Source organism: Eubacterium sp. CAG:161 (assembly GCF_000432355.1).
GTDB lineage: Bacteria > Bacillota > Clostridia > Lachnospirales > Lachnospiraceae > Eubacterium_G > Eubacterium_G segne.
Genome location: NZ_HF991856.1, coordinates 76747 through 90673 on the forward strand (window position 1 = coordinate 76747; position 13927 = coordinate 90673).

The 13927-nt window shown below is 32.9% G+C and carries 16 protein-coding genes; 2 read left to right on the forward strand and 14 right to left on the reverse strand.

Features of this window, described 5'->3' with window-relative positions; genetic code table 11:
• Nucleotides 1-181: 181 nt before the first annotated feature.
• On the forward strand, nt 182-1480 hold the full coding sequence (locus tag Q5O30_RS03620; RefSeq protein WP_021952397.1) for a phenylacetate--CoA ligase family protein: 1299 nt from the start codon (nt 182-184) through the stop codon (nt 1478-1480).
• An 11-nt stretch (nt 1481-1491) separates the two neighbouring features.
• Nucleotides 1492-1923: an ACT domain-containing protein gene (locus Q5O30_RS03625; protein WP_021952398.1), complete on the forward strand. Its 432-nt coding sequence runs from the start codon at nt 1492-1494 to the stop codon at nt 1921-1923.
• A 103-nt stretch (nt 1924-2026) separates the two neighbouring features.
• On the opposite strand, the gene Q5O30_RS03630 is transcribed toward Q5O30_RS03625, so the two are convergent.
• From Q5O30_RS03630 to Q5O30_RS03695, 14 genes are all read right to left on the reverse strand, one after another.
• Nucleotides 2027-3373, reverse strand: a complete 1347-nt coding sequence (locus Q5O30_RS03630) for a glucose-6-phosphate isomerase (protein WP_021952399.1) — start codon at nt 3371-3373, stop codon at nt 2027-2029.
• A gap of 98 nt (nt 3374-3471) precedes the next feature.
• Nucleotides 3472-4188 (reverse strand): hypothetical protein, encoded by a 717-nt coding sequence (locus tag Q5O30_RS03635; RefSeq protein WP_021952400.1) that lies wholly within the window; start codon nt 4186-4188, stop codon nt 3472-3474.
• Between the two features lie 142 nt (nt 4189-4330).
• A complete protein-coding gene (locus Q5O30_RS03640) occupies nt 4331-5023 on the reverse strand; it encodes a 5'-methylthioadenosine/adenosylhomocysteine nucleosidase (protein ID WP_021952401.1) in 693 nt (230 codons plus the stop codon).
• Nucleotides 5023-5268: a TIGR03905 family TSCPD domain-containing protein gene (locus Q5O30_RS03645; protein WP_021952402.1), complete on the reverse strand. Its 246-nt coding sequence runs from the start codon at nt 5266-5268 to the stop codon at nt 5023-5025. Before Q5O30_RS03645 ends, Q5O30_RS03640 begins: the two co-directional genes overlap by 1 nt.
• A 4-nt stretch (nt 5269-5272) precedes the next feature.
• Nucleotides 5273-6016, reverse strand: coding sequence for an ABC transporter ATP-binding protein (locus tag Q5O30_RS03650; RefSeq protein WP_021952403.1), 744 nt, complete (start codon nt 6014-6016; stop codon nt 5273-5275).
• Between the two features lie 8 nt (nt 6017-6024).
• Complete coding sequence (locus Q5O30_RS03655) at nt 6025-6828, reverse strand: ABC transporter permease (protein ID WP_021952404.1); 804 nt, start codon at nt 6826-6828, stop codon at nt 6025-6027.
• Between the two features lie 256 nt (nt 6829-7084).
• Complete coding sequence (locus Q5O30_RS03660) at nt 7085-7426, reverse strand: hypothetical protein (RefSeq protein WP_021952405.1); 342 nt, start codon at nt 7424-7426, stop codon at nt 7085-7087.
• Nucleotides 7427-7562: 136 nt separating this feature from the next.
• Nucleotides 7563-8372: a DUF3267 domain-containing protein gene (locus tag Q5O30_RS03665; protein ID WP_021952406.1), complete on the reverse strand. Its 810-nt coding sequence runs from the start codon at nt 8370-8372 to the stop codon at nt 7563-7565.
• Between the two features lie 152 nt (nt 8373-8524).
• Nucleotides 8525-8860: a GNAT family N-acetyltransferase gene (locus Q5O30_RS03670; RefSeq protein WP_302674560.1), complete on the reverse strand. Its 336-nt coding sequence runs from the start codon at nt 8858-8860 to the stop codon at nt 8525-8527.
• Between the two features lie 128 nt (nt 8861-8988).
• Entirely contained in the window at nt 8989-9540 is a 552-nt protein-coding gene (locus tag Q5O30_RS03675; protein WP_021952408.1) for a helix-turn-helix domain-containing protein, read from the reverse strand.
• A gap of 48 nt (nt 9541-9588) precedes the next feature.
• Nucleotides 9589-10806 carry a hypothetical protein gene (locus tag Q5O30_RS03680; protein WP_021952409.1) on the reverse strand — a complete coding sequence of 406 codons (1218 nt, stop codon included), beginning with the start codon at nt 10804-10806 and terminating at the stop codon, nt 9589-9591.
• 1 nt (nt 10807) lies between these two features.
• A complete protein-coding gene (locus Q5O30_RS03685; RefSeq protein ID WP_302674555.1) occupies nt 10808-11743 on the reverse strand; it encodes a S8 family serine peptidase in 936 nt (311 codons plus the stop codon).
• 149 nt (nt 11744-11892) lie between these two features.
• Complete coding sequence (locus Q5O30_RS03690; RefSeq protein WP_302674556.1) at nt 11893-13215, reverse strand: GHKL domain-containing protein; 1323 nt, start codon at nt 13213-13215, stop codon at nt 11893-11895.
• Complete coding sequence (locus Q5O30_RS03695; protein ID WP_021952412.1) at nt 13187-13897, reverse strand: LytTR family DNA-binding domain-containing protein; 711 nt, start codon at nt 13895-13897, stop codon at nt 13187-13189. Before Q5O30_RS03695 ends, Q5O30_RS03690 begins: the two co-directional genes overlap by 29 nt.
• Between the last annotated feature and the right edge of the window lie 30 nt (nt 13898-13927).

Genomic DNA, 13927 nt, shown 5'->3' on the forward strand with positions numbered 1-13927 from the left:
TTATTATAGTGCTCAAACGCCCATTTCAAGCACCATAAAATGTTGCTTTTTACTAAAAGAAATCTATCTTTCAGGAGTTTTTGTAACGTTTTTATATTAAAAAAAGTTTATTGCGCAAGTACCCTAAATATTGTAAAATCATATTATAAATATTTACGACCGAGAGAAAGGATTTACAAAAATGGGAAAATATTTTCAAGAAGATATTGAGACTGCTTCCCGCGAGGAAATCGAGCAGTGGCAAAATGAAGGACTTGTATCTGTAGTAAAACGTGTTTATGAAAATGTACCTTACTACAGAGACTTGATGGACAAGGCAGGAGTTACACCTGACGATATTAAAAGCATAGCAGATTTACCGAAGCTACCTTTTATTACAAAGGATGATTTAAGAGATGCTTATCCATATGGTTTACTGGCAGTTCCACTTAAGGACTGTATCAGAATCCATTCCACATCAGGAACAACCGGAAGACGTGTTGTTGACTTTTATACCAAAAAAGATATTGATATGTGGTATGACGGATGTGCCCGTGCCATTGTTGCCGCTGGTGGAACTGACGAAGATGTATGCCATATTGCATACGGATACGGACTTTTCACCGGTGGTTTTGGTTTAAATGGTGGTTCCCAGAAGGTAGGATGTCTTACACTTCCTATGTCATCAGGTAATACCGACAGACAGCTTCAGTTTATGACTGACTTTGGTTCTACTATTCTTTGCTGTACTCCTAGTTATGCTTCATATTTGGCAGAATCCATTGAAGAACGGGGACTCAAGGATCAGGTTAAGTTAAAAGCCGGCATTTTCGGTGCTGAGGCATGGTCTGAGGAAATGAGACACGATATTGAAAGCAAGCTTGGCATTAAAGCATATGATATTTACGGTCTTACGGAAATTGAAGGACCGGGAGTTGCTTTTGAATGTGAAGCACAAAATGGCATGCATATTTGTGAAGATTATTTTATTCCGGAAATCGTTGACCCTGAAACCTTAGAACCTGTTCCTGACGGACAGATTGGTGAACTTGTATTTACAAGCTTTGCTAAAGAGGCTTTCCCTATTATCAGATACAGAACAAAAGATATTACATATATCACAAGGGAAAAATGTTCCTGCGGACGTACTCATGCACGTATTCACAGATTAATGGGTAGAACTGATGACATGCTTATTATAAAGGGTGTTAATGTTTATCCTTCACAGGTTGAAGAAGTTCTTATTAAACAGGGTATGCCTGCTAACTACCAGCTTATTGTTGACCGTGTAAATAACAGCGATACCATGGAAGTTCGTGTTGAAATGACACCGGAAATGTTCTCAGATACAGTAAGTTCCATTGAAAAGAAGGAAAAAGATATTGTTTCAGCCCTTAAGAGCATGCTGGGAATTTATGCCAAGGTTAAACTTGTGGAGCCAAAGTCCATTACCCGTTCAGAAGGTAAGGCTGTCCGCATAATTGATAAACGAAAAATTTAGGAGGTAGACTTATGTACATTAATCAGATTTCAGTTTTCGTAGAAAATAAACCTGGAAATCTTGCAAATTTTACAAACTTTCTGGCAGACAATAACATAGATATCAGAGCCTTTGAAATTGCAGATTCCAGCGACTATGGTATTATTCGTATTATAGTTGATAAACCTTTTGATACAGTAACACTTTTAAAGGATAATGATTGGATTTGTAACCTTACACAGGTTATTGGCATTAGAATTGCTGACAAGCCGGGAGAAATGGCTGCAGTCCTTAATGTTTTAGCAGATGCTAAGGTTAGCATTGATTACGCTTACACCTTTGTAACAAGAAATACTGATGATGCTTTAATGATTTTCCGTGTACAGGAAAACGAAAAAGTTTCATCCCTTCTTAGCAGCAAAGGTTTCAAGCTTGTAGCACAGGAAGATTTGGCAAAACTATAAACTTATAAAATAACTTATCATCCAAAAAGGCTTCCCCTCAGATGTATTCACTACATCTGAAGGGAAGCCTCATTTATTTATATATATCACATCTAAGTTTTTATTATAGACGCTTTAACAACTGTGCTGTTAAATCTTCAAATCCCGGCTTACCAAGAAGTGCAAACATGTTCTTCTTGTAGCTTTCTACACCAGGCTGGTTGAAAGGATTTACTCCTAAAATGTAACCACTTACACCACATGCAAATTCAAACATATATAATAACTCACCAAGATAAAACTCATTCTGCTTTGGTACGTTTACTATAATATTTGGTACATTTCCATCTGTGTGGGCAAGAATTGTTCCATTCATGGCACTCTTATTAACAAAGTCCATATCCTTGCCTGCTAAATAGTTAAGCCCGTCTAAATCCTCTGCTTCTTTACTTATTTCAATCTTTGCGTCAGTTTCTTCAATGTTGATAACTGTCTCAAACATTATTCTTGAGCCATCCTGAATAAACTGTCCCATAGAATGAAGGTCTGTTGTAAGGTCAACTGCTGCCGGGAAAATACCCTTGTTGTCCTTTCCTTCGCTTTCACCGTAAAGCTGCTTCCACCATTCACCTACATAATGAAGGCTTGGTTCGTAGTTAGCAACAATCTCTACTGACTTACCTTTTCTTAATAATATATTTCTGATTGCCGCATATTTCATGGCATCATTATCTTCAAATTTGCTATTTAATGCTCTCTCTCTTCCGCTTGCTGCACCTGCCATAAGCTGGTCAATATCAGCTCCGCTTACTGCTATAGGAAGAAGACCTACTGCTGTAAGAACTGAGAAACGTCCTCCAACATCATCCGGTACTACGAAACTTTCATAACCTTCTGCTGTTGCAAGTCCCTTTAAGGCTCCCTTTGACTTATCAGTTGTAGCATAAATTCTCTCTGCTGCACCTTTCTTGCCATATTTCTTCTCTAACTTCTCTCTGAATACTCTAAAAGCAATAGCAGGTTCAGTAGTTGTACCTGACTTTGAAATAATATTAACAGAAAAATCCCTGTCTCCTACTACATCAAGTAAAGCCTTTAAGTATGATGGGCTTATGCTGTTTCCTGCATAGTAGATCTCAGGTGTCTTTCTGATTTCCTTTGAGACATTGTTATAGAAACCATGTCTGAGAAACTCGATAGCAGCTCTTGCGCCTAAATATGAGCCACCAATTCCTATTACAATAAGAACCTCTGAATCACTCTGAATCTTCTGTGCCGCCTTTTTAATTCTCTCGAATTCTTCCTTGTCATAATCTATTGGCAAGTCAATCCATCCAAGAAAGTCATTACCTGCTCCAGTCTTTTCAACTAATACTTTCTTTGCATTTTCTGCAATATCCTTCATGCTTGTCAACTCGTCATCCCCGATAAATGATTTAACTTTTGAACAATCAAGCGTTACTTTAGACATATTTCTTCCTCCGTTGTTTCTCCAAAATCATCCTTAATTATAGGCTTAGAAAACATTTTTAGCAAGACTAAATCCAATAATTATGAAAATCCTACACATTATTGTAAAAATTCTCCAATAACTTGGTTTAATATTTGCTCTTCACTATCATTTTCACCTATTTTAGATGGTGAAAATTCTTGATTATCAGGCATATTTTTATTATATTCCACATCTATATCATTATTATCCAATATATTCTCAGTATTTTCAGTAACAACGCCCTTATATCTGGCACTGTTTTCAAGATTATCCGCCACAGAATATGCAAGCTCTGACTTTCTATCCTCTACATTAACCATGCGGTCTGTCATTTCAAGACTAAGTGCCACAAAAATTCCAGCCAGTACATAGGAAAATGCTACATTTTTCTGTGCCGAATTATTGTATAAATACCATCCGGCTATAGCTGTAAATCCCATAATTAAAACCACACAATACCTGATAATATTATCAATTTTTCTAATTGGTATATAGAATAGTTTACTTTTGTTAACATAATGTTTTACAAACAAAAGAGTATTAGGCAATTCTCCGTTTACCTGCCGGATACCTTCATACTTATTTTTAATCTGACGGATAGTTGCATTTTTAGTATGCTGCATGTTCTCTGCCCTTCTAATAAGTTTCCCATAATGATGCCATACTATCCATTTTGTCACAGCACCTAATAAAAAAAGACTTCCTATTATCAACAGAAAGTTCTCTTTATCCATTACCGTTGGTGCCACACTCTCCAACCCTTTTTCTAATTTAGTTATGTAAACTTCTAACATTGCTCATTCCCCCAAATATAAAATAGTTTTAAGACATCCCGTCCAAAATTACTATATCACATTTCAGAGGCATAAGCACTTGTAATCGTTCGTCAAATTATTCTAAAAAATTCGTAGCCGTCCTAAGCCGCTGTACACAATACTACACGTTTTTAATTATCTCATTTAAAAGCAAAATGGAATTAGCTGCTGCCTTCTTTTCAAATGTGGGATAATCCATATGAGCGCCACCATCTGCCTTGTCAGAAATTGCTCTGATAACAAGAAATGGAATGTTATTCAGGCTTGCCACATGAGCAATTGCAGCTCCCTCCATTTCAGCACAGTCACCGCCAAAGCTGTTCTTAAGGCTTTCCTTCTTTTCGTGGGTGCTTATAAACTGGTCGCCGGATACAACCTTACCTTCAAAAACCTTTACATCAAGACCTGCTTCCTTTGCACTCTTTTTTGTAAGTTCCACCAGCTTTCTGTCTGCTTCAAATATAGAAACATCCATATCCGGAATAATTCCCTTTTCATAGCCTAATGCCGTTACATCCATATCATGTTCCTGTGCCACAGTTGATATAACAATGTCGCATATATCTATATCGTTATTAAGGGAACCTGCAACACCTGTGTTAATAACGGCATCCACATTGTATCTGTCTGCCAATATCTGGGTACACATAGCTGCATTTACCTTGCCGATTCCACACTTTACCACTACAACATCTTTTCCGCCAATTACACCTTCATAAAAGTCCATTCCTGCAATTTTATTAATGGCGGGATTTTCCATTTCGTTTTTGAGGCTGTCCACCTCAATGTCCATAGCTCCAATAATTCCTAACATTATTTCTGCTCCAAATACTGTTCCAAGGCAATTGCCAGCTGATCAGGGCATGAAGTTCCCCTGCCATTGCAGTCAATACCTTTTAATCTTTTTATTACTTCGTTAATGTCCATGCCTTCCACTAATGCTGCAACCCCCTGAGTATTTCCGTTGCATCCCATAGTAAACCTTACATTAGTTACTTTATTATCCTCTACATCAAAATCTATAAATCTTGAGCATGTTCCCTTTGTTGTATATCTCATAATTCTATCCTTCTATCTTCTTTCTGTACAACTCAGCCATTTCATTCATTTCTCCTTTTGCAATAAGGTTTCCATGGTCTAATAAAATAGCCTTGTTACATATTCTCTGTACCTGTGCTAAGTTATGTGAAACGAAAAGAACCGTAACACCGTGGTCAAACATAGACTGCATCTTCTTTTCGCACTTTCTTCTAAATCTGGCATCACCAACCGACAAAACTTCGTCAAGAATCAGAATGTCAGGCTCAACTACTGTTGCAATGGCAAAACCAAGTCTTGACTTCATTCCTGATGAATAGTTTTTAATAGGTACATCTATAAACTCCCCAAGCTCTGAAAATTCCAGAATTTCATCATATTTAGCCTCTAGGAATTTACGTGAAAATCCAAGCACCGAACCGTATAAGAAAATGTTTTCCCTTCCTGTATAGTTTGGATCAAAACCTGCACCTAACTCAAGAAGCGGGGCAATATGTCCCCGTCTTACCACTTCACCGGTAGTCGGCTTGTACACCCCGGCAATAATCTTTAATATGGTACTTTTTCCTGCACCGTTAAGTCCCAGAATACCTAATCTGTCACCTTTTTCAAGTTTAAAACTTAAATTTTTTACAGCCCAAAACTCGTTAAAACGAATCTTTTCGCCCTTTATTTTTTTAAATATTAATTCTTTTAAATTGTCTACTTTTTCTTTACTTAAATTAAAACGAATGCTGACATTATTAACTTCAAGTACATACTTTTCCATAACGCCTCCTAAATGTGCAAGATGAATTCATCCTGATGCTTCTTAAATACATACATACCAATTATCAGTGCCACAATACTGAATATTAATGAATATATCATCATAAACAGATTTGAGAATCCATAGCTTACACTTGTAAATATAGACCCCTGCTCCATTAAAATACATCGGAAATTACTAATAATACAATATATCGGGTTGAACTGTAATGCCAAAGTAATACCTGAATTAAGTGTATTTACATAATAGAAAATAGCTGAACAGTACATAACAAGCATTATAACTACTTCCCAAAGGTATTCTAAGTCTCTAAAAAATACACACACTGTAGACAATATCAGTCCCGCCGCAACGCATAAAATAAGTAATATGGTTAGCGGTATAAATATCTCGATTATGTGCCATGTCATTCTTACTCTTAATACTATACACAATGCTGCAAGCACTATAAGTGACAGTAAGAACAAAATGTAGTTATATATAATAGCTGACAACGGATACAGGTACTTAGGTACATATATCTTCTTAATCATCGCCTGATTAGCTCTTATGGAACGCATGGCAATTTTACTTGTGCTGGAGAAACAGCTAAATACCAGACGTCCACACAAAATATAAACAGGATATGTTGCATCACCTTTTCCTAATATCTTTCCGAACACAACTGTAAGTACCATTGTTGTAAGCAACGGCTCTAACAATGTCCACACCAATCCTAAATATGATCTTCTATACTTTAACTTAATACCCTTTGTTACTAATTCTTTCAGCAAATATCTGTAATGCCAAAAATTATCTATATATTCCTTCATGTTACCTCCATAATAACCTGCAATACTCGCATATATTATATATTATTTTGTTTTATTGTCAAATTATAATTAAAAAATGACCCTTATCTTATTAGTATACCAAAAAAAGTCCCGGTAGTATATTAAATATTTACTTCCGGGATACCTTATTTGTAACAATTAAGCACTGCGGTACCAAAAATAGCAGTTCTGCTTTCGGATTTAAGCTGCTTTGACTGAACCTACTTCTACTTTCGAACTATAACTTGCATAACCATTAAAGCTTTACTTTATATAAACTTAAACTGCTTTCCAAAATTCCATATAATAAAGTATCTCCTACATTATATATATAAATTCCTGTACTGTCTTCAACCTCCTCTTTCATAGTAACTATATCTTTTTTTCCACCATTAATAGGACACTTTTCTATGTATATAACTCCGTTTAAATTACTAATAGCATATACATACTTATTGATCACGGCTAAGTCAGTTATATTTGTTCGGTCAAAATCGTATGATTTACACGACCAATCATTATCATCTATTTCAATAATTTTAGACGGAAAAATTTCATCTCCATAGGCCTGGGATATTTCATATGTTTTGCCATTCATATCCGTTGGGATGTTAAATCCGCATCCACCAACATTTCCATAATCAATTTCCTTTTCTCCGGCATACTCCTGTTTTTATTTTTTCTATTTATCATTCTTTTACCTCAATTTTTTCAAAGTCATTATAATTCAACAATTATAATATAATACTTATTGCAATAATAAAAATTACAATACTATATCTCATAATTATTGATAGTTTATTTTCAATCATATAAAATGCAGCGAATGGTACAAGCAATAAATAGAGAAAAATAACATTTTCTGTTAGCAAATAACTTGTTCCTATGGCAACAGTAATAATTAATGAAATAAATGCTATTATAATCTTTAATTGCTCACAATCCGATTTTTTACCTATGTAAAAAGTATTAACACCTGAATTAAACAACTGACATTTTTCAGGAGTAACATTTAATACCTTAAATACATTCCAATAATCGCCTATTCCACAACATATTTCTAGTACTCCAAAGCATAAAATTCCCGGAGATATCTTACAATTTGCATTAACAGCTGCAATATATAATATTACAGGAATAATTCCTAAAACCATATTAGGGAGTATACTCATAAATATATATCGTCTACGGGTTATTATATCTGTAGTTGTTGCCAACATCCCTTGCGAGAAAAAATATATATATTTTTTTGATTTACAGGGCATAGCTATTGCATGTAATAATTCATGAATAGGCATCATTATCAAGCTCAAGAACAAAACCAGGAAAAAGCAAATTATGTCAAGCTCTACATAATATGTAAAAGTTATAACGAAATACATAAATAAAATTCCTAAAGGTATCGCATATATATATATTTGTTTCATTATTTCATTTATGTCATTGCTATTTTCTAATCTATTATATTTTTTCGCCAAATCATTTTTAGGTAAAGCATCAATATCTTTAAGATATCCTTTAAATTCAATATTAAAAAATTTCATGTATTATTTCCTTTAATTCCACCATCAACTGAATCCATTTCGTTCTTTGACTAGTCTATTATTTTTTTCCATAACTTTTCGACAAACGGTCATTTTTATTTGTATTTCTGAATAAAACATATTATTTTCCACTTTTTGTGTTTAAATCAATTTCATTTAAGCTCCATTTCAGATTCCATAACATTAAAACCATTTTTTTCATACAAACTCCTACCCATTTTTGTTGCTTCCAAAGTTACTTCAACAATGTTTCTTTTCCTTGCTTCTTCAATTAACATTTTAAGAATCTTCGTAGCAATCCCTCTCCTTCTATATTCGGGCTCTGTATACATATTCATTATATATGCTTTTTCGCCTGTAACATTATGGTATGTCGGCATTACTTTATAAAATGAAATTGCACCTGTTCCTATTGGCTTACTATTATCATAAGCCACTACTGCAAAATGTTCTTTTTTACCTAAAAATTCTTCATAATATTTTCTAATCTCGGGAAATACAAATTATTACTGCTATAATTTTTTTATTTAATACCTTCAACATTTATTCTTTCATAACAAGAGGGACTGTCGCACTAACGACAGCCCTGTCTTTATATGTTTATCCTACTACAAATTTACTTTTTAATTGTTAAAATAATTTCCACAACTAAAACAATAATTGCATAAACTATTAATGTCCATAAATATGGAATATTTAACAAATACACAATCAAAGAGCCGAGACTTGCATAAACGATAATATTTAATCTCAGAAATTTTTTTATGTAATCATATTTAATCTCGTTTTTAGACATAAAGAAAATCATTGTTCCCACTATCATGAAAATAACAGAAATTACTTTCACGATGACCATGCCATTTGTCATCACATCCGGCTGCCATTTCCATGTATGAAATGCATCAAAAAACATTATTATCCAGCCAATGTAATTAAATGCTGTTGCCAAAATAAAGTTCTTTTTATTTTTTTCCTCTCCCTTTAATATGTAGTCCACAGTAACCCCAAAATATTTGCTAATTGCAATAAGTGATGCAATATCTGGCAGCTCTTTATCCTCTTCCCATTTGTCTATCGTTTCTTCAGAAACTCCTATTATTTCTGATAGTTGCCTTTGTGATAATTTTTTTGATTTTCTCAAATCAAAAATTATACTTCCAATTTCCATTATTAAACCCTCTTTCTACTATTTTATTTGACAATATATAATTTGCCACTATACTTTCTTATGGTTTTTAAATTTAATGCTACAACTAACTGTTTTTTCAATAGTATAAGTTCTTACTCCACCAAAAATTTGAAAGTAACTTACATATGATGTAACTGTAACTTCCGAAGATTTTCCATTCGATTTTTTTAATAATATTCCTGGATTTATTTTCCATGATTTATTCCACTTTCTGTCGCTCATTGGATCACATATCCATCTAACTCTATTTTTATACAATTTTGGAGTAATTAGCATACCCCCTGGATTGTAACTATAACTAATAGTATAAGTATTTGTTACACCACCATTACTATCTATTCCCGTGCCTATTGATCCTGAAACTGATTCATCTGCATTACCATCAGGTTCTGTATAATCAATAATGCTACATTTTTTATCTTCATTAAAGCTTATTCCATTATAATATTTTGCTACTGCTTTTCCCTCACATGGAGTAGCTATTGTTACTGCAAAAACATTGTCATAAGTTTTATTACCAGCAGTTTTAACTTTTATTGCATATATACTGAAACTTAATGTTCCCATTACAGACCAGGAATCAAGCTTACTTTTCCTACTATACTTGTATGTTTTTCCTGTTCCTCCACAATCACCCTTCTTATAAAAATACACAAATTTATTACTATCAACAAATGCCGAACCTATGTCTGTTGATCCCTGTAATGCAGGCAATGCTTCCTTTTCCACATTTGATATTTTTTCTGCATTTGATAAATTTGAGTAGTCCTCTATCACCTGCTCATAATCTATTTCCACTTTATTTTTTAATTTTCTATAATCACTGTCTGTCACGTTTTCTTTCAAATTTTCATCAACAACTATACTAGCCTCTATCGGAATTACATTGACATCTTCACCATCTTTATACACATAGCATCCTATTTCATTTTCATACTCACTAGTGCCATCCGCTCCAAAATACTCTTGAACATCACTTATATTCATATTATCAACAATGATTCCTGTACCATTGTCCATTACCTCATTTAATTGCCTTACATCTTGATTTTCTATATTGTCAGATATAACTATAGCTTGTATATCATCTTTGACTTCATCTGAAACATCTTGAATTGTAATATTTTCATCTATTTCAACATAATTCTGGGTGTTTTCTTCCCCCTTTACATTTTTTTGCAATATGCCACCATTAAAATTAACAATAGATAGACACAATAATAAAGATAATACTCTTTTTTTCATTTTAATTATTCTCCTTTAAAGTTTTAATTATATTTTTAACGGTAATTTTATTACCATTTAAAGATGCACTCTGATATATTTTATTATATAGTTCTTTATTAGTGATATCCTTATCCTTTTCCTTAATTATTGCAACAATTCCCGACATTATTGCCGTTGAAAATGATGTTCCTTGTGTCCCAGAATATCCATTATTCATAATACAACTCACTACATTGCTACCAGGTAAAAAAACAACATTATTAACATTTCCTTTAGGTGAAATAATTTTTCCACTTTTATCATATGCTCCAACAGCTATCACTTCCTCATATAAAGCCGGATATAATATTTCACCCTCCATGTAATTTCCCGCTGATGCAATAACGACAATTCCCTTATCATATGCTTTTTTTATAGACTCATGCAGTCTTTTACTCTGCTCTTTTACTCCTATACTTATGTTAATTATGTCAACATCATCATTTATTGCCTCTGTTATTCCCTTCACCAAATTATCAATCTTTACCGTCTGCTCGTTTGTAATATCATACGAAATAATTTCAGTATCAGGCGCAATTCCCCAAACGCCGTTCTCATCTTTCGGTACCGCCGCAATGATTCCTGCTATCGCCGTTCCATGGTTTTTATCACCATAACTATCATCGACTATTGTTTTTTCTTTGTGCTTGCACTCTTCCAAATCCCTATGTGAAAAATCAACGCCCGTATCCAATATTGCAATTGATATCCCCTTTCCTGATAATCCTTCTCTATTCTTGTCCCATTCTATGGCCTTTAGCCACCACTGTAATCTATGTTCTTTTTCTGTGCTCTGATTGCTAAGAGTTTTTCTTCCTATCAATGCTGCACATATTACCATACTAATAACTAAAATCATTCTACTATATTTGATTCGTCTCTTTACCACTAGCTCCTCCAAAAATTCATCAAACATTTTTGTTTAGTTCTTCTAATAAAATATCACTCTTCAATTTAAAAGGATGTAGTTTCTCCTACTTTCTTAGCCTTTACCAATTATATTCCTATCACTTTTATAGTCTATATTAATTCTTTTATCCTTTCCATAACTTTTCGACGAACGGTCTATTTTTTCGACAAACGGTCATTTTTTATTTGTATTTCTGAATAAAACATATTATTCTCTACTTTACATAGAAAATTTCCATTATACTTTTTAACTGTCTTTTTTATATTTTTTATTCCAAATCCATGGTTTCTTTTGTCTTGTTTATCTGTTTGAAATCCACTGTACTTTGTAAAACATGTATTCTCAACAATTATATATGTATAATATTTTCCACTTTTTATATTAAAATTAATTAATTTCTCACATTTTTTGTTTATCTTTTTTATTCCCTCAACCGCATTAGACAAAAGATTTGATACCATTATACATAAATCTCTATCCTCAATATTGATTGTTTCCGAAATATAACCTTTAACATTAATACTGCAATTATCTTTAACTGGAATTAGGTAATGATTCAACAATATATTTACTACCTCATTTCCAACATCATAATTATAATTGCTGATTAAATCTAATTCATGTAAGGATTCTGCCACGTATTTATCTAGTGCCTGATATTCCTTCCGCTCCACATAAGATTTAATCTGCATTAATTCTGCCATAATATCATGCCTGAACTGCCGTGTTTTCCCTTCCTTATTTAATAACATTTCAAAATATTCTTTTTGCAATTCTCCGTATTCACTTAAATGTTTAGACCTCTTATAATACTTTTGCTTGGCATTCATAGAATATATCATTATTAACACCATTGTTAAAATAATAATTCCACCTACAATTGCTAATCCAATTGCGACATGAGGGTACCGTATGTCTGCTGCTTCCTGTATTATATATGTAAAATATACAAACATTATAACAATTGTAAACATTACAATAGATAGCAATGCGTTTATTTTTTTCGGTAATATAAAGGCTTCTCTATCTAATTTTTTCCCAATAATTTCATAAAATCCCCATATTAAAATAACAGTAAGTATAATAGAAAAAATACCACTTTGATCGTCATTCATTTTTGTGCATGAATCTATGAAAAAACCAAATATACTCTCAATAATTGACAACAATGGAAATGTGAAGAAAAAGGTGTTTAACATCTCTCCCCATTTTATTTTATAGATTAGCATAACATGTATAAATGACTCCATTGCCGTTATGCATAAAAATATTAATCCGGATTTTTCAGACATACATTGTATAACCATTGCAATAATATCCCCAATTGCTAAACATATATAAATCTTTTTGTTTCTATTTAACTCTCTTTTTCCCAAAAACACGTAATAAAAAGAAAGATATTCCGCAACTATTATCAGACATGCTGCTACATTAATCCACTGCATATTTTTACCCTTCCCAATTTTTATCAAATTCAATTATTTTTTGATGTACCTCTTTATATTTTCTTCGTGAAACAGGTATCCTTCTCCCACCATTTACATATAGCCATTCTTTATCCATATCTAAAACATATAATAAATTAACAATTTTACTTCTGTGTGTCTGTACGAAGATTCTTTGATCCAATTTTTCCATAAATATTTTTAACGATTCATTTATCTCAAAATCGGTTTTATAAGTATAAATTTTTAAATAATCTTTTTTGGACTCTATATATTTTATTTCTCGTTGAGATATTGTACATTTTTCACCGTTATGACATACTTCAATTAACCCACTTCCTGCCAAAGAATATATTACGGCACTTAGTGCCTCATAAAATTCCTTTTCATCAACAGGCTTTGTAACAAATCTTTTTGCTCCTATTTTAAAAGCATCTTTAAACCTTTCTCGTTTACTGCTAAGCATTATTATTTGGGGATTATAGCCATTTTTCAATAGTGTCCGTGCTGCTTCAATACCATCTTTATCAGGCATGTCGATATCCAGCATTAGCACATCGTACTCAATACTAAAACTTATAAGTTCCTCACCATTATAGCAATGAAAAACCTTAAACACATATTCATTTGTTTTATCATAAGTTTTAATTAACTCTTCTACTTTTTGATGTATCAATTCTTCATCATCACAAACCAAAACCCTGATTTCCTGCATTCTTCAACTCCTCTTCCGTATAAAAACTTT